The 21468-nt window shown below is 73.1% G+C and carries 19 protein-coding genes; 14 read left to right on the top strand and 5 right to left on the bottom strand.

All coding sequences use genetic code 11. The annotated features are described in order from the left end of the window. Positions 1-14: 14 nt before the first annotated feature. The 4 genes from ACRRSS_RS29885 to nudC all read left to right on the top strand — a co-directional run bounded on the left by ACRRSS_RS29885 (position 15) and on the right by nudC (position 6886). Positions 15-788, top strand: a complete 774-nt coding sequence (locus tag ACRRSS_RS29885) for a hypothetical protein (protein WP_435974156.1) — start codon at positions 15-17, stop codon at positions 786-788. 242 nt (positions 789-1030) lie between these two features. After that, positions 1031-4474, top strand: coding sequence for a UvrD-helicase domain-containing protein (locus ACRRSS_RS29880; protein ID WP_435974155.1), 3444 nt, complete (start codon positions 1031-1033; stop codon positions 4472-4474). Between the two features lie 10 nt (positions 4475-4484). Continuing rightward, complete coding sequence (locus ACRRSS_RS29875) at positions 4485-5903, top strand: dipeptidase (protein ID WP_435974154.1); 1419 nt, start codon at positions 4485-4487, stop codon at positions 5901-5903. Positions 5904-5938: 35 nt separating this feature from the next. Next, positions 5939-6886 (top strand): NAD(+) diphosphatase, encoded by a 948-nt coding sequence (gene nudC, locus ACRRSS_RS29870; protein ID WP_435974153.1) that lies wholly within the window; start codon positions 5939-5941, stop codon positions 6884-6886. A gap of 119 nt (positions 6887-7005) precedes the next feature. On the opposite strand, the gene ACRRSS_RS29865 is transcribed toward nudC, so the two are convergent. After that, a complete protein-coding gene (locus ACRRSS_RS29865; RefSeq protein ID WP_351907081.1) occupies positions 7006-7248 on the bottom strand; it encodes a mycoredoxin in 243 nt (80 codons plus the stop codon). Positions 7249-7393: 145 nt separating this feature from the next. On the opposite strand from ACRRSS_RS29865, the gene ACRRSS_RS29860 reads away from it, so the two are divergent. From ACRRSS_RS29860 to ACRRSS_RS29840, 5 genes are all read left to right on the top strand, one after another. Next, a complete protein-coding gene (locus tag ACRRSS_RS29860) occupies positions 7394-9574 on the top strand; it encodes an ATP-dependent DNA helicase UvrD2 (protein ID WP_435974152.1) in 2181 nt (726 codons plus the stop codon). Between the two features lie 173 nt (positions 9575-9747). Then, the gene (locus ACRRSS_RS29855; protein ID WP_435974151.1) at positions 9748-10089 is read left to right on the top strand and encodes a hypothetical protein; all 342 of its coding nucleotides are present in this window, start codon (positions 9748-9750) and stop codon (positions 10087-10089) included. A 173-nt stretch (positions 10090-10262) separates the two neighbouring features. Continuing rightward, a complete protein-coding gene (locus ACRRSS_RS29850) occupies positions 10263-10640 on the top strand; it encodes a WhiB family transcriptional regulator (RefSeq protein ID WP_351907075.1) in 378 nt (125 codons plus the stop codon). Next, a complete protein-coding gene (locus ACRRSS_RS29845; protein ID WP_351907073.1) occupies positions 10637-10960 on the top strand; it encodes a hypothetical protein in 324 nt (107 codons plus the stop codon). Before ACRRSS_RS29850 ends, ACRRSS_RS29845 begins: the two co-directional genes overlap by 4 nt. 109 nt (positions 10961-11069) lie before the next feature. Further along, complete coding sequence (locus ACRRSS_RS29840) at positions 11070-11252, top strand: hypothetical protein (RefSeq protein WP_435974150.1); 183 nt, start codon at positions 11070-11072, stop codon at positions 11250-11252. A gap of 72 nt (positions 11253-11324) precedes the next feature. Here the strand turns inward: ACRRSS_RS29840 and ACRRSS_RS29835 are convergent, their stop codons facing one another. Together ACRRSS_RS29835 and ACRRSS_RS29830 are read right to left on the bottom strand one after the other, a co-directional pair. Beyond that, entirely contained in the window at positions 11325-12674 is a 1350-nt protein-coding gene (locus ACRRSS_RS29835) for an ABC1 kinase family protein (protein WP_435974149.1), read from the bottom strand. A 41-nt stretch (positions 12675-12715) separates the two neighbouring features. Beyond that, a complete protein-coding gene (locus tag ACRRSS_RS29830) occupies positions 12716-13960 on the bottom strand; it encodes a TOMM precursor leader peptide-binding protein (RefSeq protein ID WP_435974148.1) in 1245 nt (414 codons plus the stop codon). A 209-nt stretch (positions 13961-14169) separates the two neighbouring features. On the opposite strand from ACRRSS_RS29830, the gene ACRRSS_RS29825 reads away from it, so the two are divergent. The 4 genes from ACRRSS_RS29825 to ACRRSS_RS29810 all read left to right on the top strand — a co-directional run bounded on the left by ACRRSS_RS29825 (position 14170) and on the right by ACRRSS_RS29810 (position 17999). Next, positions 14170-14745 carry a SprT-like domain-containing protein gene (locus ACRRSS_RS29825; protein ID WP_435974147.1) on the top strand — a complete coding sequence of 192 codons (576 nt, stop codon included), beginning with the start codon at positions 14170-14172 and terminating at the stop codon, positions 14743-14745. A 133-nt stretch (positions 14746-14878) separates the two neighbouring features. Then, positions 14879-16531, top strand: a complete 1653-nt coding sequence (locus tag ACRRSS_RS29820) for a TerD family protein (protein ID WP_435974146.1) — start codon at positions 14879-14881, stop codon at positions 16529-16531. 14 nt (positions 16532-16545) lie between these two features. Then, entirely contained in the window at positions 16546-17226 is a 681-nt protein-coding gene (locus ACRRSS_RS29815) for an AIM24 family protein (RefSeq protein WP_435974145.1), read from the top strand. A 17-nt stretch (positions 17227-17243) separates the two neighbouring features. Then, on the top strand, positions 17244-17999 hold the full coding sequence (locus ACRRSS_RS29810; protein ID WP_435974144.1) for an AIM24 family protein: 756 nt from the start codon (positions 17244-17246) through the stop codon (positions 17997-17999). Positions 18000-18075: 76 nt separating this feature from the next. On the opposite strand, the gene ACRRSS_RS29805 is transcribed toward ACRRSS_RS29810, so the two are convergent. Together ACRRSS_RS29805 and ACRRSS_RS29800 are read right to left on the bottom strand one after the other, a co-directional pair. Continuing rightward, positions 18076-18597 (bottom strand): NUDIX hydrolase, encoded by a 522-nt coding sequence (locus ACRRSS_RS29805; RefSeq protein ID WP_435974143.1) that lies wholly within the window; start codon positions 18595-18597, stop codon positions 18076-18078. Beyond that, the gene (locus tag ACRRSS_RS29800) at positions 18594-20054 is read right to left on the bottom strand and encodes a zinc-dependent metalloprotease (protein WP_435974142.1); all 1461 of its coding nucleotides are present in this window, start codon (positions 20052-20054) and stop codon (positions 18594-18596) included. The genes ACRRSS_RS29805 and ACRRSS_RS29800 overlap by 4 nt, the downstream gene beginning before the upstream one ends. Before the next feature lie 214 nt (positions 20055-20268). Between ACRRSS_RS29800 and ACRRSS_RS29795 the strand changes: the two genes are divergently transcribed. Beyond that, a complete protein-coding gene (locus ACRRSS_RS29795) occupies positions 20269-21378 on the top strand; it encodes an SDR family oxidoreductase (RefSeq protein ID WP_435974141.1) in 1110 nt (369 codons plus the stop codon). Positions 21379-21468: the final 90 nt, after the last annotated feature.

Here is a 21468-nt window from a genome sequence, read left to right as displayed (position 1 = left end):
TGAGGAGTACGGGCATGAGGGCGAACAAGAGGTTCTGGGTGGCGGCGACGGTCTGCGCGGCCGTGGTCGCGGGTGCCACGGGCTGCACCCAGGGCGACGACAAGGCCGCCGACCCCTTCGCCGGGCTCACGGCGGACGCCATCGCCGAGAAGGGCGTCCAGACCACCAAGGCGGCGACCGCCCTGCGCATGTCCGGCACCGGCAAGACCGAGGGCAAGGACATGACCACCGACTTCACCCTCGACGCCAAGGGCTCCTGCAAGGGCACCATGGCCGCGAGCGCGGGCAAGGACGGCAAGGCCGAGATCCTGCGGACCGGCGGCTTCACCTACATGAAGGGCGACGACGCCTTCTGGCGTTCCACCGGCGGCGAGGAGGGCGCCTCCGCCGACGAGGCCGGGGCCATGGCCACGCTCCTCAAGGGCCGCTGGATGAAGATGCCGTCCCAGGGCGACGACAACGACCTCGGCTCGCTCTGCGACCTCAAGACCATGATCAAGGAGATGGACGACGAGAAGAAGAGCGACCGCACGGGCCTGACCCGGGGCGAGGACGCCGACGTCGACGGCACCCCCGCGGTCGCCCTCACCAAGAAGAAGGGCGCCGAGACCACCACGTTCTACGTCGCCAAGGAGGGCAAGCCGTACCTCCTCCGGGTCGTCGCCACCGGCGGCAAGGAGCCGGGCACGGTCACGTTCAGCGAGTTCGACAAGGCCCTCACCGTCGCCGCGCCGCCCGCCGACCAGGTCGTCGACATGGCGCAGCTCGCGGAGCTCTCCGGCTCCTGACCCGCGCGGAGGAGGGGCCACGCGCGCGCGGCGGCTCTGGTGGACGGGGACCCGGAGCCCGGGAACGGTCCGGGAATCCGCGAGGAGGCCCGCACGACGTCCCACCGAAGGCTCCGCGCCGCGGCCCGTCGGCTGCGCCGTCGCGTCGTCGCGGGCCCCGCGGCGGCGCGCACCTCCCCGCACGGGGCCCGCGGGCGTCCGGCGGGACCGCACTGTCGGCGGTCCGCGTTAGCCTCTTTGAGGTGACCGCACGAATCACCGACCCCGAGCAGCTCAAGGAGCTCCTCGGCATCCCCTTCACCCCGGAGCAGACGGCCTGCATCACCGCGCCGCTCGCCCCGCAGGTCGTCGTGGCCGGAGCCGGCTCCGGCAAGACGACGGTGATGGCCGCCCGCGTGGTCTGGCTGGTCGGCACGGGCCAGGTCGCCCCCGAGCAGGTCCTCGGTCTCACCTTCACCAACAAGGCCGCCGGCGAGCTCGCCGAGCGCGTCCGCACCGCCCTCGTCCGCGCCGGGGTCACCGACCCCGACGTCATCGACCCGGACAACCCCCCGGGCGAACCCCGCATCTCGACGTACCACGCCTTCGCCGGTCAGCTCCTCACCGACCACGGCCTCCGCATCGGCCTCGAACCCACCTCCCGGCTCCTCGCCGACGCCACCCGCTACCAGCTCGCCGCCCGCGTCCTGCGCGAGGCCCCCGGCCCGTACCCGGCCCTCACCCGGTCCTTCCCGACCCTCGTCACCGACCTGCTCGCCCTCGACGCCGAGCTCGCCGAACACCTCGTACGGCCCGAACAGCTCCACGCGTACGACTCCGAGCTGCTCACCGCCCTCGCGGACACCAGGCTCAGCAACGCCGAGCTGCGCAAGATCCCCGAGGCCGCCACCGCCCGCCGCGAACTCCTCGACCTCGTCGTCCGCTACCGCGCCGCCAAGCGCTCCCGCGACCTCCTCGACTTCGGCGACCAGATCGCCCGCTCCGCCGAGCTGGCCACCACCCGCCCCGAGGTCGGCGAGATCCTCCGCGAGGAGTTCCGCGTCGTCCTCCTCGACGAGTACCAGGACACCTCCGTCGCCCAGCGGCTGCTGCTCTCCGGCCTCTTCGGCCAGGCCACCGGCGGCCGGGCCACCGGACACGCGGTGACCGCCGTCGGCGACCCCTGCCAGGCCATCTACGGCTGGCGCGGCGCCTCCGTCGCCAACCTGGACGACTTCCCCGAGCACTTCCCGCACCGGGACGGCACCCCCGCCGACCGCTACTCGCTCTCCGAGAACCGGCGCAGCGGCGGCCGCCTCCTCGACCTCGCCAACGGCCTCGCCGCCCCCCTGCGCGCCATGCACGCGGGCGTGGAGGCGCTGCGCCCCGCTCCGGGCGCCGAGGCCGACGGCAGCGTCCGCATCGCGCTCCTCCCCACCCACGCCGAGGAGATCGACTGGCTCGCCGACTCCCTCGCCCACCTCGTCCGCACCGGCCGCGAACCCGGCGAGATCGCCGTCCTGTGCCGCACGGCCACCGACTTCCCCGCCCTCCACGCCGCCCTCGTCGCCCGCGACGTGCCCGTCGAGGTCGTCGGCCTCTCCGGCCTCCTCCACCTGCCCGAGATCGCCGACCTCGTCGCCGTCTGCGAAGTCCTCCAGGACCCCGGGGCCAACGCCGCCCTGGTCCGCCTCCTCACCGGCCCCCGCTGGCGGATCGGCCCCCGCGACCTCGCCCTCCTCGGGCGCCGCGCCCGCCTCCTGGTCCACCGGGGCGGCGACGACCCCGACCCCGAACAGCGGCTCGCCGCCGCCGTGGAGGGCGTCGACCCGGCCGAGGTCGTCTCCCTCGCCGACGCGCTCGACACCTTCCTCGACTCCGGCGGCGCCGCCGACGACGGGCTCGCCTTCTCCGCCGAGGCCCGGGTCCGCTTCGCCCGCCTCGCCGCCGAGCTGCGCTCCCTGCGCGGCTCGCTCGCCGACCCCCTCATGGACGTCCTGCACCGGGTGCTCTCCGCCACCGGCCTCGAAGTCGAACTGTCGGCCTCCCCGCACGCGCTCGCCGCCCGCCGCCGCGAGACCCTGGGCCACTTCCTCGACATCGCCGCCGGCTTCGCCTCCCTCGACGGCGAGGCGAGCCTGCTCGCCTTCCTCGGCTTCCTGCGCACGGCCGTCCAGTTCGAGAAGGGTCTCGACAACGCCCTGCCGGGCGGCGAGAACACCGTCAAGGTCCTCACCGCCCACAAGTCCAAGGGCCTGGAATGGGACGTCGTCGCCGTCCCCGGCCTGGTCACCGGCCAGTTCCCCAGCGCCCGCGCCCGGGAGTCGTGGACCTCCCAGCCGCAGGTCCTCCCGCACGCCCTGCGCGGCGACGCGGACACGCTGCCGGGGATCGACACCTGGAACGCCAAGTCCCTCGCGGCCTTCAAGAACGAGATGCGGGACCACCAGCACACCGAGGAACTCCGCCTCGGCTACGTCACCTTCACCCGGCCCCGCTCCCTGCTGCTCGGCTCCGCCCACTGGTGGGGCCCGTCCCAGAAGAAGCCCCGCGGGCCGTCGGACTTCCTCCAGGCCCTGTACGACCACTGCGCGGCGGGCCACGGTGACATCGAGACCTGGGCGGAGGAACCGGAGGAGGACGCCCGGAACCCGACGCTGGCCGCGGCGGACCACGACCGGGCCTGGCCCCTGCCCCTGGACGCGGAGTCGTTCGAGCGCCGCCGGAAGGCGGCGGAACAGGTGATGACCCGGCTGTGGGCCCTCGCCCCGCAGGAGGGCGCACACCACCCCGCCGCCACGGCGCCCACCACCACGGCACCCGCCCCCCAGGACCCGCACGGCCAGGACCCGCACGGCCAGGACCCCTGGCCGGACGAGGAGGAACCCGTCTGGGACGAGGACGAAGAGGCCCTCCCCGAGGACATCCACGCGGACGCCGTCCCGGCACCCCGCCAGGAGTCCGAGCCCCCGCCCCCGGAGCCGGACGAGGACCTCGCCCCCGAGGACGCCAGAACCATCGCCTCCTGGGACCGCGACCTCACCGCCCTCACCACCGAACTCCGCCGCGCCCGCGCCACCACCCGCGACGTCCTGCTCCCCGCGTACCTCTCCGCCTCCCAGGTCCTGCGGCTCGCCGCCGACCCCGACGGCTTCGCACAGGAGCTGGCCCGGCCCATGCCCAAGGCGCCGCAGCCCGCCGCGCGCCGCGGCACCCGCTTCCACGCGTGGGTGGAGTCCCGCTTCGAGGAACTGCCGCTGCCCTTCCTCGGCCCGGACGAGCTGCCCGGCGGAGAGGAGTTCGCGGGCGAGCCGGAGATCCTCGACGAGCGGGACCTCGACGAGCTCAAGGAGGCCTTCGCCCGCACCCCGTACGCCCACCGCACCCCCTACCGCGTCGAGGTCCCCGTCCACCTCTCGCTCGCGGGCCGGGTCGTCCGGGGCCGGATCGACGCCGTCTACCGGGACCCGGAGTCCGGCGCGTACGAGATCGTCGACTGGAAGACCAGCCGGGTGCGCACCGCCGACCCCCTCCAGCTCGCGATCTACCGCCTCGCCTGGGCCGAGCGGCACGGCCTCGCGCCCGAGGACGTGGCAGCCGCCTTCGTGTACGTCCGAACGGGTGAGGTCGCCCGCCCCGCCCGCCTGCCCGGCCGAGCCGAGCTGGAGGCCCTCCTGCTGGGAGGGGCACCCCCGGACGCCGGATAGGCTCGGGGGCATGAGCGAGACCCCGGACAGCGTCGTCCACGCCGTGCGTACGTACATCGAGCAGCACCGTGCCGCCTTCCTCGGCGACCTCTCCGAGTGGCTGCGCATCCCGTCCGTGTCGGCCCAGCCGGAGCGGGCCGGGGACGTACGGCGCAGCGCCGAGTGGCTCGCCGCCAAGCTCACCGCGACCGGCTTCACCACGGTCGAGGTCTGGGAGACCGACGGCGCTCCCGCCGTCTTCGCCGAGTGGCCCTCCGACGACCCGGACGCCCCGACGGTCCTCGTCTACGGCCACCACGACGTGCAGCCCGCCGCCCGCGAGGACGGCTGGCGCACGGACCCGTTCGAGCCGACCGTGATCGACGGCCGGATGTACGCGCGCGGGGCGGCGGACGACAAGGGCCAGGTGTTCTTCCACACCCTCGGAGTCCGGGCCCACCTCGCCGCCACCGGCCGCACCGCGCCCGCCGTGCACCTCAAGCTGATCGTCGAGGGCGAGGAGGAGTCCGGCTCCCCGCACTTCCGCGCACTCGTCGAGACCCACGCCGCCCGCCTCGCCGCCGACGCCGTGATCGTCTCCGACACCGGCATGTGGTCCGAGACCACCCCCACCGTGTGCACCGGCATGCGCGGGGTCGCCGACTGCGAGATCGAGCTCTACGGCCCCGACCAGGACATCCACTCCGGCTCCTTCGGAGGCGCCGTGCCGAACCCGGCCACCGTCGCCGGCCGGATCGTCGCCGCCCTCCACGACGAGCGGGAGCGCGTCGCCATCCCCGGCTTCTACGAGGGAGTGACCGAGCTGACCGACGCCGAGCGCGCCCTCGTCGCCGAACTGCCCTTCGACGAGGCGGCCTGGCTGCGTACGGCGAAGTCCCACGGCACCCTCGGCGAGGCCGGCTTCTCCACCCTGGAGCGGGTCTGGGCCCGCCCCACCGCCGAGGTCAACGGCATCGGCGGCGGCTACCAGGGCCCCGGCGGCAAGACGATCGTCCCCGCCTCCGCCCAGCTCAAGCTGTCGTTCCGACTGGTCGCCGGCCAGGACCCGGCCACGATCGAACGGGCCGTACGGGACTGGCTCGCCGGCCTCGTCCCCGCCGGCGTCCGGTACGAGATCGTCTTCGGCGCCCCGACCCGCCCCTGCCTCACCCCCCTCGACCACCCCGCCCTCAAGGCGGTCGCCGGGGCCATGAGCCGGGCCTTCGACGGCGCCAAGGTCCGCTACACCCGCGAGGGCGGCTCGGGACCGGCCGCCGACCTCCAGGACGTCCTGGAGGCGCCCGTCCTGTTCCTCGGCATCTCCGTCCCGTCCGACGGCTGGCACGCCCCCGACGAGAAGATCGAACTGGATCTCCTCATGAAGGGCGTCGAGACGACCGCGCACCTGTGGGGCGACCTGCCCGCCGCCCTGCACGCCGCCGCGCGCTGAACCCACACACCGATCCGGGGGAGTTGGAAGCACCTGTGAGCACCTTGAAGAACGCGTCAGCGGACCGCCCGATCTCGCTCACCGCCCCGAGCGGCATCGACCGGGCCGCTCACCACCGCCTCGACGAGGCCTGGCTGGCGGCCGCCTGGAGCCACCCCACGACCCGGGTCTTCGTGGTCTCCGGCGGCCAGGTGCTGATCGACGACCTGGCCGACGGCACCACCGCGCTCGTCATGACCCCGGCGTTCGAGGCCCCGGTCACCGAGACCCACCGCTACTTCCTGGGCACCGACACCGACGGGGTCTCCTACTTCGCGCTCCAGAAGGACTCCCTGCCCGGTCGCATGGACCAGTCCGCCCGCCCCGCCGGGCTCCGCGAGGCGGGGCTGCTGCTCTCCGACCGCGACGCGGGCCTCATGGTGCACGCCGTGGCCCTGGAGAACTGGCAGCGGCTCCACCGCTTCTGTTCGCGCTGCGGCGAGCGCACGGTCATCGCCGCCGCCGGCCACATCCGCCGCTGCCAGGCCTGCGGCGCCGAGCACTACCCCCGCACCGACCCCGCGGTGATCATGCTGGTCACGGACGAGAAGGACCGGGCGCTCCTCGGCCGGCAGGTCCACTGGCCGGAGGGCCGCTTCTCGACCCTCGCCGGCTTCGTCGAGCCCGGCGAGTCCATCGAGCAGTCGGTGGCCCGCGAGGTCTTCGAGGAGGCCGGAGTCACGGTCGGCGAGGTCGAGTACATCGCCAGCCAGCCCTGGCCGTTCCCGTCCAGCCTGATGCTGGGCTTCTTCGCCCGCGCCACCTCCTCGGAGATCACCGTCGACGGCGAGGAGATCCACGAGGCCCGCTGGTTCTCCCGCGAGGACCTGGCCGCCGCCTTCGAGTCCGGCGAGGTACTGCCCCCGTACGGCATATCGATCGCCTCCCGCCTGATCGAGCGCTGGTACGGCAAGCCGCTCCCGAAGCCGGGCGACGTGATCTGAGACATCCGCCACCCCGCGCGACACGGCTCCGCCCGGACGCGCGACCCCGCGGAAACGAAAGAACCCCCGACCGGTCGGGGGTTCTTTTCCGTGTTCCAGGGTGCCCGGAGCGGCACTCCTCAGACGCCGAGGGCCTGCTTCACCTGGGCGAGGCTCGGGTTCGTCAGCGTCGAACCGTCCGGGAAGAGCACGGTCGGAACGGTCTGGTTGCCGCCGTTGGCCTTCTCCACGAACGCCGCCGAATCCGGGTCCTGCTCGATGTTGATCTCGGTGTACGCGATGCCCTCACGGTCCATCTGGCTCTTCAGCCGACGGCAGTAGCCGCACCACGTGGTGCTGTACATCGTCACAGTGCCCTGCATGGCGAGGCGCTCCTCTAGTTCGCTGACGGGTGCCAGTGGAAGAACGTACGCCCCGGCCCGCCCATTCCCGGAATTCGTATGACCGGCAGGTCACCCTGTGGACAAGCCTCCGCGTCGACCTCGGCCGACCTGGCAGCATTGGGGGGTGACAGCAGCAACGCACTCCACTCTCTTCCCTCAGGTCCCTGAGACGGCCGACGCGGTGCTCGACGGGCTCGACCCCGAGCAGCGCGAGGTCGCCAGGGCACTGACCGGTCCGGTGTGCGTGCTGGCGGGAGCCGGCACGGGCAAGACACGGGCCATCACCCACCGGATCGCGTACGGGGTGCGGGCGGGCATACTCCAGCCCGCCAGCGTGCTGGCCGTCACGTTCACCCAGCGCGCCGCCGGCGAGATGCGCGGCCGGCTCCGCCAGCTCGGCGCGGGAGGCGTCCAGGCCCGCACCTTCCACTCCGCCGCCCTCCGCCAGCTCCAGTTCTTCTGGCCGAAAGCAGTCGGTGGCGACCTGCCCAGGCTCCTTGAGCGCAAGGTCCAGCTGGTCGCCGAGGCCGCGGCCCGCTGCCGGATCCGGCTCGACCGCAACGAGCTCAGGGACGTCACGGGCGAGATCGAATGGGCCAAGGTCACCCAGACCGTCCCCGCCGACTACCCCGCCGTCGTCGCCAAGTCCGCCAGGGACGCCCCCCGGGACCCGGCCGAGATCGGCCAGATCTACGCCATGTACGAACAGCTGAAGCGCGACCGCTCGGTGATCGACTTCGAGGACGTGCTGCTGCTCACCGTCGGCATCCTCCAGGACCGGCACGACATCGCCGACCAGATCCGCCGCCAGTACCAGCACTTCGTCGTGGACGAGTACCAGGACGTCTCGCCGCTCCAGCAGCGGCTGCTCGACCTCTGGCTCGGCGACCGCGACAACCTCTGCGTCGTCGGCGACGCCAGCCAGACGATCTACTCGTTCACCGGCGCCACCCCCGACCACCTGCTGAACTTCCGCGCCCGGCACCCGGGCGCCACCGTCGTCAAGCTCGTCCGCGACTACCGCTCCACCCCGCAGGTCGTCCACCTCGCCAACGGACTGCTCAGCCAGGCACGCGGCCGGGCCGCCGAGCACCGCCTGGAACTGATCTCCCAGCGCGACCCGGGCCCCGAACCCGCCTACACCGAGTACGCCGACGAACCGACCGAGGCCGAGGGCACCGCCCGTCGCATCCGCGACCTCATCGCCGCCGGGGTCCCGGCCGGCGAGATCGCCGTCCTCTACCGCATCAACGCCCAGTCCGAGGTGTACGAACAGGCCCTGGCCGACGCCGGAGTCCCCTACCAGCTCCGCGGCGCCGAGCGCTTCTTCGAGCGCCAGGAGGTACGGGAGGCGGGCATCGCCCTGCGCGGCGCCGCCCGCGCCGGGGGCAACGACTCCCTCCTCGACGACGCCGACGACCTCCCCTCACAGGTCAGGGCCGTCCTCTCCACCAAAGGCTGGACGAGCAAGCCGCCGGCCGGCTCCGGCGCCGTCCGCGACCGCTGGGAGTCCCTCGCGGCCCTCGTCCGGCTCGCCGAGGACTTCGCCCGGGCCAAGCCCGGCGCCACCCTCTCCGACCTGGTCGCCGAACTCGACGAGCGGGCCGCCGCCCAGCACGCCCCGACCGTCCAGGGCGTCACCCTCGCCTCGCTGCACGCGGCCAAGGGCCTCGAATGGGACGCCGTCTTCCTCGTCGGCCTCACCGAGGGCATGATGCCGATCACCTACGCCAAGACCGACGAACAGGTCGAGGAGGAGCGGCGCCTGCTGTACGTCGGCGTCACCCGCGCCCGGCTCCACCTCACCCTCTCCTGGGCGCTCTCCCGCTCCCCGGGCGGCCGCGCCTCCCGACGGCCCAGCCGGTTCCTCAAGGGGCTGCGCCCCGGCTCCGGCGGCCTCGGCACGGTGAGCGGCGGCGGATCCGGCTCCTTCGAGCGGCCCGTCGGCGCGGCCGGCCGGCGCAAGCCGCGCGGCCCCGTTCTCTGCCGGGTCTGCGGAGCGACCCTCACCGAGGCGGGCGCCATGAAGCTCACGCGCTGTGAGGACTGCCCCTCGGACATGGACGAGGCCCTCTACGAGCGGCTCCGGGACTGGCGATCGGAACAGGCCGCCGAGCTCGGCCAGCCCGCCTATTGCGTGTTCACCGACAAGACGCTCATGGCCATCGCCGAGCGCGTCCCCACGACCGGCGGGGAGCTCTCCTCGATCTCCGGCGTCGGCGCCCGCAAGCTGGACCGCTTCGGGGACGACGTCCTGGCCATCTGCGCAGGTGGGGAGGGCGGGGCAGGAGACGACGAGAGCTGAGGAAAACTCGTCGGAAAAATAGTTTGCGCCTGCCCCGTCAAGCCCCATAGGTTCTTAACCACGACAACAGCGGCTTCTTCGAAGCCCTGTCTTCGTGCTGTACTTGTCCAAATAAACATGAGGGTCCGGCTCGCACCCGAGCCCTCCGAGACGCCGAGAGGAGGCGATTTCCAGTGATCAGCAACATCATTCAGGCCAGCTCCGTCACCACCGCCAGCTTCGTCAGCACCGCCAAAATGACCGATCGCTCGGTTGTCTCCGCCTGCGCCCTCGGCCTCTCCGCCTCGGTGTTCGTTGGCACCGGTCTGCCCGTCTCCGGTCTTTCCGGTCTCGGCGTGCGGCCCGTGGAGCTGCGCGATGAGCGACCGACCAAGGCACTGGAAGCAGGAGCAGCCGGCAAGGCCAAGGCCTATGCCTTTGCGGCGACCGGTGCCGGCACCCAGCAGCAGACGACGACGCACCACCACATGATGTGGGCCTTCCGTGGGCTCGAACCCTGGAGTGATCCAGTCTGATCCGATGATCGGACCGGCGCCTTCAGGGCCGCGGAACCCCACCCGGGATCCGCGGCCCTTCTGTTTGTCCCCGAACGGGGACGACGGCCCGAAGGCGCCTCGGGACAGACACACCCGGTACCAGCCGAAAACCCGGTCAACAGGCCGGAACGACCAGACGAGGAAAGACCACCGTGCAACTCGAAGCGCACGCCCCGTCCGTACCGCCTTCCGAATCGATCCCCCAGCCCGGCCTCACGGAGGACCCCGCTTTGACCCCCCTCGCTCCCCTCACGTCGCTCACCGCGCTCGACGACGCCATCGAGAACCTCGGCGTCCCCGTCCCCTGTCGCGCCTACGACCCCGAGGTCTTCTTCGCGGAGTCCCCGGCCGATGTCGAGTACGCGAAGTCCCTCTGCCGGACCTGCCCGCTCGTGGCCGCCTGCCTCGCCGGCGCCCAGGAGCGGCGCGAGCCGTGGGGCGTCTGGGGCGGCGAGCTCTTCGTCCAGGGCGTGGTCGTCGCCCGCAAGCGGCCCCGTGGCCGCCCGCGCAAGAACCCGGTCGCGGCATGAGCGCCACCGGAACCATCGACCGCCCCCTCACGCACGATCCCCAGAAGCAGGCCCCGATGACCTCTTCCGCAGCCGAGCCCGCCGGCTCCGCGACCCCAGTCTTCTTCCCCTCCGCCGCGCCCACCGCGCGTCAGAACAGGACCCGTGAAATGCAACTCATCCCAGAAGCCCTGGCCCGTGCCCATATGCACGAGCGACAGCGTGAGGCCGACGCGGAACGCCAGGCCCTGCGCCTGGTCGCCGCCCGCCGCATGCAGCGGCGCGCCGAGCGTGCCTCGCTGCGCGCCCGCCGCGCGCTGGCCATGGCCGTCATGCACTAGTCGATCCCGCGCCCCCAGGGGCGCGCCCACGGGGGCCGGTCCGCGACGGACCGGCCCCCGCGGTGCGTTGCCGGGGCCACCGGCCGTCCGGCGGGTTATCGTCACGAGGGTGAACGACGCCCGTACCCCCGAGGGGCCCCTCGCCTGCGCGCGCTGCGGCAAGACCGCCGACACCCTGCCGCTGACCTGGACCTGTTCGGTGGAGAACGGCCGGCGCACCTACTTCTGCGAGGACTGCGCCCGCGCCAACCTCCGCGCGATCGAGGGCCGCCTCGACTCGTCCTGGTGGTGAGTCCCGGCACCGGGGGCCTCCCCCTCCCCGCCCCCTCCCCCCGCCCCTCCCCTCCGTCCCCCGTTCTTCGGTCTAGTCGGCCGGGGGCGTCACGAAGCCCGGTAGCCATTCCTCCAGTTCGGCCCGCAGGTTCACCGTCGCGTTGAGCTGGCAGAGGACCCCGATGGTGCTCAGCGTCACCCGGTGTATCAGCAGGTACGAGGGCGGCAGGTTGAGCTGCTTGCCCAACTGGTGTGCGGGGGAGCGGGGGTCGGCGATGCGGGCCGCCTGGCCGCGCATCCAGCCGCGGGTGAAGAGGAAGGACTCCGCCTCGGCCGGTTCGATGATCGGCTGCAGGTACTCCAGGACCGTGTCCGGGTCGAGCGCGACGGACTCCTTGACGAAGCCGTCCGCGCGCAGCAGTTCGTAGACCGTCTCGGCCTCACCGTCGAGCGCCATCCGCAGACAGGTGCCGATCGTCTCCGGCAACCCGCCCGGCAGCCGGTCCACGGTGCCGAAGTCCAGCACCCCGAGCCGCCAGGCCTCCGGCCCCGCGTCCTCGTCGGCACCCGGCATCAGCCGGAAGTTCCCCGGGTGCGGATCGGCGTGCAGCAGACCGGTCCGCGCCGGGCCCGAGAAGAGGAACCGGGCCAGCAGCTGGCCAGCGCGGTCCCGTTGCGCCTCCGTGCCGTCCGCGATCACCTCCGCGAGCGGAATGCCGTCCAGCCACTCGCTCACCAACACCTGCTCGGCCCGGTGGACCACCGCGGGAACCAGCACATCGGGATCGTCCGCGAACTCCTCCGCGTGCTTCTGCTGGGCCGCCGCCTCCAGGGCGTAGTCCAGCTCCTCGGCGACCCGGTCCCTCATCTCGGCGATCAGCGGCTTGATGTCCATGCCCGGGATCAGCGGGCCGAGCAGCCGGGCGAAGCGGCTCAGCTGCGTCAGGTCGGAGAGCAGCGCCTCCCCGGCGCCGGGGTACTGCACCTTCACCGCGACCTCGCGGCCGTCGTGCCAGACGGCCCGGTGCACCTGCCCGATCGAGGCCGCCGCCGCCGGCTTGTCCTCGAACTCCAGGAACAGCTCGCGCCACTCCGCGCCCAGCCGTTCCTCCAGGACCGCGTGCACGGTCCGCGTCGGCATCGGCGGCGCCGCGTCCTGGAGCTTGGTGAGCGCCGCCCGGTACGGTCCGGCGATCTCCTCGGGGAGGGCCGACTCGAAGACGGACAGCGCCTGCCCGAACTTCATGGCCCCGCCCTTGAGCTCGCCGAGCACCTTGAACAGCTGCTCGGCCGTGCGCTGCTGGAGCTCGCGGGCGACCAGCTCCGCCGATCTGCCGCCGATCCGCTTGCCCAGGCCCCAGGTGGCCCGGCCCGCGAAGCCGAGCGGCAACGCGGCCAACTTGGCGGTCCGGGTGACCGCCTTCCGGGGAAGATCAGACATACGCCCCTCCAAAACCCAGACTGCCGTGCCGCGCAGGGCCGTTACCCCGCCATTGTGTCCTGCGTGCCTCCGGCTGCCGAGACGCGCTCCCCCTCTTCCGCGCGTGCCGCCCCGCAGGGGCAGGCCGGATGGGGTCTCAGCCGCTCCGCCCGCCACTCCGAGAGCGGCAGCGACGCCTCCCAGCGGGTGCCCGTGCTCGCCGGGAGATCACCGTCGAGGAAGGCCAGCGCGTGCGCGGCGGCGAGGCCCGCCACCGCGGTCGCGAGGCCCAGGTCGCACGCGGGCAGGGGGTGCGGGGCGCCGGAGCGCCACTGGGCGAGCAGCCGGGGCCGGTCCGGCTCCCGGTCCGTCCGCGTCTCCTGGAGGCACCGCGCGCAGGCCGTGCCGCCCGGCAGGACGAGCGGCCCGACCGTTCCCGTCGCTTCGAGGACCCCCGCGTACAGGTGGGGGGTGCCGGTGGCGATCCACGGTTCGGTCGGGACCGGGTCCGGGACGTACGCGCCGAGGCCGTCCCTCGGAGTCACCACGACGAGTGACAGTCCCGGCGGACCGTGGCCGTCACCCGACCTGGAGACTCCCGGGGCCCCGGAAGTCCCCGACGCCCGTGCGCTTCCCGTCCGTTCCGCCGCTCCGGCCGTCGCGCCCGTTCCTCCGGCCGTCCCGTCCGGCGGGGCGGGGCGTCCGGCGCTCCGTGCCCAGCGGCGCACCAGACGGCGGGCCGCCGTCGCCCGGCGCTCGCCGACCGCCTCGGACGGCAGGCCGCCCGGGGCGGTCTCCCACGGCTCGACCCGGCCGGAGTCGAGGACCTCGACCGTGCCCACGCCCGCCGCGGAGAGCAGGGCCGCCACCATCGTCCCCACCCGTCCCGCGCCCCGGACCTGGACGCGCTGGGCGCGCCGGGCGTCCAGGATCCTCGCCGCACCGTCCGGTTCGCGGTGGACGACGGAGAGGGAGGCCAGGTCGGCGCGGAGCGGATCGAGCGTCGTGTCCACCGCGCCGGCGGAGGGCCCCGCCTTCCCCGGCCGTCCGGTGGAGGCGTCCACGAGGAGTCCGGCCGCCGCCAGTCGGCCGAGGAACGCCTCCAGGCGTCCGTCCGGCAGGCCCAGCGCCCGGGCCTCGGCCCGCAGCAGCTCCGTCCCCCGCGTGCCGTCGAGCAGCCCGAGCAGGGTCCCGGTCGCCGTGTCGACCGGGCTCATCACCACCGCGTGCGCGGGAGTGATCCCGAACTGGACGCACTGGAGACTCCGCCATGCGCGTCGCAGCGCAGGTTTCACCATCGGATGCATTTCCCCGCCCCCGCCCTCACCACATTCATGATCGACAACGGCGCTTTCGCCGTCACGAGGTGAGAATGCCCCGCCGCCGTGACGGGTGCCGAAAGTTGTCCACAGGCGAGGGGATTAGTCATTCGAATGGTGCGGGGTGTACTCGGATCGTTGTCGAAACCACCCCGGAGGCGGGACTTCCCCCGCTGACAGCGGGTAACGTCGGGGCCGTGCCCGCCGACCCCCAGCGCAGCGTGACCGACACCCCGCACCGCGGTGCGGGGACGAGTGCGGTCGAGGTCCGCAGAAGCCCACGGCGGAGCAGAACGGTCTCGGCCTACCGCGAGGGCGACCGGACCGTGGTGCTCATCCCGGCCCGGATGTCCGAGGCGGAGGAGCGCCGCTGGGTCGGCGTGATGCTGGACAAACTCGCCGCGCAGGAGAGTCGGAGCGTCCTCGGGGACCGCGAGCTGACCGAGCGGGCGCTGCGCCTCTCCGAGCAGTACTTCGGCGGCCGGGCCCGACCCGGCTCCGTGCGCTGGGTCACCAACCAGAACACCCGCTGGGGCTCCTGCACCCCCTCCGAGGGCAGCATCCGCCTCTCCCACCGGCTCCAGGGCATGCCCGAGTACGTCGTCGACTACGTCCTCCTGCACGAGCTGGCCCATCTGCTCGTCCCCGGGCACGGTCCCCGGTTCTGGCGGCTCCTCGAGGCGTATCCGCGCACCGAGCGGGCCCGCGGCTATCTGGAGGGCGTGGTCGCGGCCGCGCGGCTTCCGCACCTTCCCACCGCTCGCGCGGAGTGACGTCGCGGGTACCCGCGCGTGAGCGGGTTTCCCGATTCCGTACCGAAAACGACCTGCCCTGTCTCAATGTCGCACTCAGCGGTTAGCCTGGCGCGAGCAAATCGCCATTCGGGATGGGGGACGGTCGTAACGCATGGCCAGGGAATTCCAACGCGGCCACAAGGCCAAGATCAGTGATCTCACCGCGGGTACCGATCTGTACGTCGGTGTGCACATCGCGGCGCCCGGACTGAGCTTCGACATCAGCTGCTTCGGGCTCGACGCGGAGGAGCGGCTCTCCGACGACCGTTACTTCGTCTTCTTCAACCAGCCGAAGACGCCGGAGGAGTCCGTCCAGCTGCTCGGGGCGCAGTCCGGTGACACCGAGTCCTTCCGCGTCACTCTCGACCGCGTCCCGGCGAACATCCACAAGCTGTCGTTCACCGCGACCATCGACGGCGCCGGCCAGATGTCCCAGGTCGGCCCCGGTCACCTGCGGATCGTCGCGGGCGGCGAGGAGGTCGCCCGGTACGCCTTCACGGGCGCGGAGTTCACCACCGAGCGTGCCGTGATGCTCGGCGACTTCTACCTGAAGGACGTGTGGCGGTTCGCCGCCGTCGGCCAGGGCTTCGACGGCGGACTGGACGCGCTCCTGCGCAACTTCGGCGGCGAGGTCGCCGAGGAGGAACCCGCCGCGCAGCAGGCCGCTCCCGGTTTCGCCCCGCCGCAGCAGGCCGCGGCGCCCCCGGCCTTCGGTGCCCCCGCGGCCCCGGCTCCCGCGCCGGTCTTCGGCGCGCCCCCGGCGCCCGCACCGGCCCCGGCGCCCGCGTTCGGCGCTCCGCCGGCCGCGCCCGCGCCGCCGGCTCCCGTGCACACGGCGCCCACGATGGTGGCGCCGCTGGCGCCCGCCCCCGTACCGCCGCCCGCTCCGGCCCCCGCCCCCTACGGGCAGCCGCCGCAGCAGCCCCAGTACGGCCAGGTCCCGGGGCAGCCTCCGGGCCAGTACCCCGGGCAGGTCCCCGGCCAGTACGGCCAGGGGCAGCCCCCGCAGGCGCCGCCCTACGGGCAGGCCGCCCCCGCCCCGTACGGGCAGCAGCCCCCGTACGGCCAGCAGTCCGGCGTCCCGCAGGGCGTCCCGGCCGCCGGAGCGGGGCTCGCCGCCGCGCTCGCGCCGTACAAGGAGACCGCGACCGGCGCCCGCTGGACCCCGCAGAACCAGCAGCTCATGCGGGTCGACCTCGCCATGGGCGGCACCCCCGTCCTCGCCCGCCAGGGCTCCATGGTCATGTACCAGGGCAAGGTCGACTTCTCCCACAAGGGCGCCGGCTTCACCGGCCGGATCGTCGGCAACGCCACCGGCCAGGAGATGCAGCTGATGCGCTGCTCCGGCCGCGGCCAGGTCTTCCTCGCCGAGGAGGGCGCCCACCTGCACCCGATCGAGCTGCAGGGCGACGGGATCTGCGTCTCCGCCGAGAGCGTCCTCGCCTTCGACGAGTCCCTCCAGTACGAGGTGCGGCGCATCGAGGGCCACGGCATCCCCGGCGGCGCCCTGTTCACCATGCAGTTCCAGGGCACCGGCACCGTCATCGTGAAGACCCACGGCGTCCCCGTGGTGCTGCCCGTCACGCCGACGACCTTCGCCGACTGCAACGCCGTCGTCGCCTGGTCGTCCGCGTCCCAGGTCATCCTCTCCAGCCAGGTGAGGCTCCGCCGCAACGCCTACCCGGGCCACAGCGGGGAGACCGTGAACCTCCAGTTCCGGGGAGCACCCGGCAACTTCATCGTCGTCCAGCCCTACGAGGTCTGAGGGAGCCCGAAGTCATGAACCAGCAACTCGCGGGCTACGCCCCGACCCCCGTCGCGGCCCGGATGGAGAACCACGGCCGCACCATGCTCAAGGTGGCCATGGCATCCGGCCAGGACCTCTACGCCCGGACCGGCTCGATGGTCTCCTACGAGGGGTACATCACCTACGAGCCCAACCCGCCCGCCGTCCGCCAGGTCGGCAGGGAGTGGGCCACCGGCGAGGGCACGCCGATCATGAAGTGCTCCGGCGACGGACTGCTCTACCTCGCCGACTACGGCGCCGACGTCGTCGTGATCAACCTCCAGAACGACTCCCTCTCGGTCAACGGCACCAACCTGCTCGCCTTCGACGCCCACCTCCAGTGGGGCGTCGAGCGGGTCAAGGGACTCGCCAAGTTCGCCGGCCAGGGCCTGTTCAACGTGGAGATCTCCGGCACCGGCTGGGTCGCCCTGACCTCGCGCGGCACGCCGATCGTCGTCGACTGCGGCCGCGGCGACGACGAGACCTACGTCGACCCCGACGCGCTCGTCGCCTGGTCGCCGGCGCTCAAGGTCAAGGGCAAGCGCAGCTTCAAGGCGTCCTCGCTCATCGGGCGGGGCAGCGGCGAGGCCTTCCAGATGGCCTTCTCGGGCCAGGGCATCGTCGTCGTACAGCCGAGTGAGGACAGCACCGACCGCCTGCGGGTCCGGGGCTGAGGGGGAGCGAGAACACCATGCAGAGCCCGCTTTTCAACCACGCGGAACAGCAGAGCCAGGAGCGGTACGTCCTCCAGAACCCGCAGCTCCTGCGGGTCAGCCTCACCGGGCAGGACGACATCCTCGCTCGCAAGGGCGCCATGGTGGCGTACCAGGGGCTCGTCGACTTCGACGGCGAGTACAAGACCCCGAGCCAGCGGCGGTCCCAGGCCCGCACCGGCGAGGGCCTCGACCTGATGCGCTGCTCCGGCCAGGGCACGGTCTACTTCGCCAACCTCGCCCAGTACGTCCACGTCGTGGAGGTCGAGCAGGAGGGCCTCACCGTCGACAGCGCCTACGTCCTGGCGCTCGACTCGTCCCTCCACACCGAGGTCATCGCCGTCGACAGCCAGTACGGCGTCTCCGGCTCCGGCAAGTACCAGCTCAACATCTCAGGCCGCGGCAAGGTCGCCCTCATGACCTCGGGCCAGCCGCTGATGATGCAGGTCACGCCCGACAAGTACGTGAGCGTCGACGCGGACGCGATCGTCGCCTGGTCCACCGGGCTGCGCGTCCAGATGCAGGCGCAGACGCACAACTCCAGCATCCGCAGCCGCCGCGGCAGCACCGGCGAGGGCTGGGAGCTCAGCTTCCTCGGGCAGGGCTTCGCGCTCGTCCAGCCGAGCGAGGTCATGCCCCCGCAGAACGCGGCCATCGGCCAGGGCATCGCCGCCCAGTTCGGCGCGGGCCAGCACGGCTCCCACGCGCAGAACCAGAACAACGCCTGGAACTAGACGCGGGCAGGGACAGGGGGCGGTCGCCGCACGGCGACCGCCCCCTTCCGTATCCGGCCACGGGCCCGGCGTCCCGCTACAGGCGCGCCAGCGTGTTCTCCAGGAGACGGACCACCGACGTGTCCGCCACGCCCGCCACCTCCTCGTACGCGAACCAGCGCAGGTCCAGCGACTCCTCGCTGAGCTGCTCCACCGCACCGGCCGGGGCCAGCGCCGCGTACTGCACGTCGAGGTGCCAGTGACAGGGCGCCGGGATCGGATGCCGGTCGAGCCGCACCGGACCGCCCGGCAGCAGGGCCAGCCCCGTGATCCCCGACTCCTCCGTCGCCTCCCGCAGCGCGGCCGCCTCGACCGTCGCGTCGCCCGGCTCGCAGTGACCGCCCATCTGCAGCCACATGCCCAGTTTCTTGTGCAGCGTCAGCAGCACCCGCCCGCGCGTGGGGTCGACCACCAGCGCGCTGGAGGTCAGATGCCCGGCCCCGCAGGGCTTGTACATGCCGTCCGGATGCGCCGCGAGGTGGTCCAGGTACAGGTCACGCAGGTCCGCCTGGTCCCCGTACTCCTTGAGCACGAGGACCGCGTCGTCGTACAGGGTCACTTGGCGCCGTCGTCCTTGCCGTCGTTCCCGGCCTCGTCCTCGCCCTTGCCCCCGGAGCGGCCCTCGGCCGCCTCGCCGAGCATCTTGTCCAGCTCGGAGAAGTCGAGGTGCTCGCGGTGCACGAAGCCGTCCGGGTCGTCCAGGTCGGTCGCCGTCGGCAGCATGTCCGGGTGCTCCCACAGACCGTCCCGGCCGTCGACCCCGCGCGCGTCCGTGAGCGAGGCCCACAGGCGCGCCGCGTCCCGCAGCCGCCGCGGACGCAGCTCCAGACCGATCAGCGTCGCGAAGGTCTGCTCGGCGGGACCGCCCGAGGCCCGGCGTCGGCGCAGCGTCTCGCGCAGCGCGTCCGCCGAGGTCAGACGGGACTTGGCGGCCTCGTGGACCACCGCGTCCACCCAGCCCTCGACGAGCGCGAGCGCCGTCTCCAGACGGGCCAGGGCCGCCTTCTGCTCCGGAGTGTCCTCCGGCTGGAACATGCCCTGCTGGAGCGCCTCCTGCAGCTGCTCGGGGTGCGTCGGGTCGAGCTGGCCCACCGCCTCCTCCAGCTTCGAGGTGTCGACCTTGATGCCCCGCGCGTACCCCTCGACCGCGCCGAACAGGTGCGCGCGCAGCCACGGCACGTGCGCGAAGAGCCGCTGGTGGGCGGCCTCGCGCAGGGCCAGGTAGAGCCGCACCTCGTCGGAGGGCACGCCCAGGTCCTTGCCGAAGGCCTCGATGTTCAGCGGCAGCAGCGCGGCACGCCCGGCGGGGCCGAGCGGCAGACCGACGTCGGTCGAGCCGACGACCTCGCCGGCGAGCGCGCCGACGGCCTGCCCGATCTGCTGGCCGAACATGGCGCCGCCCATGGAGCGCATCATGCCGATCAGCGGCCCGGCCATGGCCTGCATCTCCTCCGGCAGGACGTCACCCATCGCGGCGCCGACCCGCTCGGCGACCGGGTCCACGAGCCGCTGCCACGCCGGGAGCGTCGCCTCGACCCACTCCGCGCGGCTCCACGCCACCGCCGTGCTCGCGCCCGAGGGCAGCGAGGTCACGCCGTCCAGCCACAGGTCGGCCAGGCGCACGGCCTCCTGGACGGCGGCCTTCTCCGCCGGGCCCACGCTGGCGTCCTTCGTGCCGTCGGCGGTGCCCTGGGCCACCACCTGGCGCGCGATCTGCTTGGCCATGTCCCAGTTCACGGGACCGCCCTCGTAGCTCAGCATCTGCCCGAGCTGCTGGAAGGCCGCGCCGAGGTCGTTGGGGTTCAGCGAGCCGAACATCGCCGCGAACGGGTTGTCCGCGCCGCCGGGGCCGCCCATGCCGGGGATCCCGCCGAAGCCGAACGGGTTCGCCCCGAAGGGGTTGCCGCCCTGGCCACCGGACCCCTGGCCACCTCCGGCGGGGTCCTTCTTCTTGCCCTCGTCGCCGTTCTCCGGCTCCTCCGGCGGAAGGCCGAATCCGAATGGGGTGTCACTCACAGGTTTCCTCGGCTCGTAGGGCCGCCGGCCTCCTGCCGACGGCGACTGCCCGACCAGGGCCTGTTCCGACAGGCCCCGCACACCACCAGCGTAGACATCCGGGCCGGAAATGGGCTCGGTGCTCCGCCGGGCCGTGCCCTGCGGCAGGATGGACGCCACCTGGTCCGTACGCGTCATCCGTGTACGTACTGAAGACAACCGCTGGAGACGCCCGGTGAGTTCCCCAGATCCACAGGTTCGCGGAGCGCGAAACCACTCGACCCGGTCCGCCGGGCGCGGCCCCGTCGTCGCGGTCACCGGCGCCGCTTCCGGCGTCGGCGACCTGCTGACCAGGCGCCTCGCCGCGTCCGAAGAGATCAAGAAGGTCGTCGCCATCGACGAGCGCCGGGGCGAGGTCCCCGAGGCGCAGTGGCACATCCTCGACGTGCGCGATCCGGCCATCGCCGAGAAGCTGCGCGGCGCGGACGTCGTCGTGCACCTCGCCGTCGATCTCGACCTGGAGACCGACCCCGCCGCCCGGACGGCCTACAACGTGCGCGGCACGCAGACCGTGCTGACCGCGGCGGCCGCCGCCGGCGTGCACCGGGTGGTGCTCTGCACCTCCGCGATGGTCTACGGAGCCCTGCCCGACAACGACATCCCGCTCTCCGAGGACGCCGAGCTCCGGGCCACGGCCGAGGCCACCGGCGTGGGCGACATGCTGGAGATCGAGCGCCTCGGCCGCCGCGCGCCCCGGGCACACCCCGGCCTCCAGGTGACCGTCGTCCGCCCGGCCGTCCTCGTCGGCGGTACGGACACGGCGCTGACCCGCTACTTCGAGTCGCCCCGGCTGCTCGTCGTCGCCGGTTCCCGGCCCACCTGGCAGTTCTGCCACGTCGACGACCTGGTGAGCGCCCTGGAGTACGCGGCCCTGGAGAAGGTCGAGGGGGAGTTCGCCGTCGGCTGCGAGGGCTGGCTGGAGCAGGAGGAGGTCGAGGAGCTCTCCGGGATCCGGCGCATGGAGCTGCCCTCCGCCGTCGCCCTCGGCGCCGCGGCCCGCCTCCACCGGATCGGGCTGACCCCGTCCCCGGCGGGTGATCTCGCGTACACCATGCACCCGTGGGTGGTGAGTGTCGGACGGCTGCACGACGCCGGCTGGCGGCCGAAGTGGACGAACGAGGAGGTCCTCACGGCGCTCCTGGAGGAGGTCGAGGGCCGTCACACGGTCGTCGGCCGCCGTCTGGGCCGCAAGGACGCCACGGCGGCGGGCGCGGCCGGTGCGACGGTGGCGCTGCTCGGTACGGCGGCGCTCGTCCGGCAGATGCGGAAGCGGCGCGGGATCTGACCCGGGCGGTCGCGGGGCTTCCCGGGACCCCGCCGGGCGGCGGCCTGTAGGACCCTCCTACGGGCGGTTCCGACCGCCGGTCGAAACCGC

Source organism: Streptomyces sp. Qhu_M48 (genome assembly GCF_051305195.1).
GTDB lineage: Bacteria > Actinomycetota > Actinomycetes > Streptomycetales > Streptomycetaceae > Streptomyces.
Note: the sequence above shows the minus strand (reverse complement) of the source record. Positions and strands in the feature narration are given on the sequence as shown.

What these genes read in the sequence shown, in the direction of transcription:
- ACRRSS_RS29885 (WP_435974156.1), top strand. Translation starts at nt 15, where the DNA reads ATGAGGGCGAACAAGAGGTTCTGGGTGGCGGCGACGGTCTGCGCGGCC.
- ACRRSS_RS29875 (WP_435974154.1), top strand. Translation starts at nt 4,485, where the DNA reads ATGAGCGAGACCCCGGACAGCGTCGTCCACGCCGTGCGTACGTACATC.
- ACRRSS_RS29865 (WP_351907081.1), bottom strand. Translation starts at nt 7,248, where the DNA reads ATGCAGGGCACTGTGACGATGTACAGCACCACGTGGTGCGGCTACTGC.
- ACRRSS_RS29845 (WP_351907073.1), top strand. Translation starts at nt 10,637, where the DNA reads ATGAGCGCCACCGGAACCATCGACCGCCCCCTCACGCACGATCCCCAG.
- ACRRSS_RS29835 (WP_435974149.1), bottom strand. Translation starts at nt 12,674, where the DNA reads ATGTCTGATCTTCCCCGGAAGGCGGTCACCCGGACCGCCAAGTTGGCC.
- ACRRSS_RS29830 (WP_435974148.1), bottom strand. Translation starts at nt 13,960, where the DNA reads ATGCATCCGATGGTGAAACCTGCGCTGCGACGCGCATGGCGGAGTCTC.
- ACRRSS_RS29820 (WP_435974146.1), top strand. Translation starts at nt 14,879, where the DNA reads ATGGCCAGGGAATTCCAACGCGGCCACAAGGCCAAGATCAGTGATCTC.
- ACRRSS_RS29815 (WP_435974145.1), top strand. Translation starts at nt 16,546, where the DNA reads ATGAACCAGCAACTCGCGGGCTACGCCCCGACCCCCGTCGCGGCCCGG.
- ACRRSS_RS29810 (WP_435974144.1), top strand. Translation starts at nt 17,244, where the DNA reads ATGCAGAGCCCGCTTTTCAACCACGCGGAACAGCAGAGCCAGGAGCGG.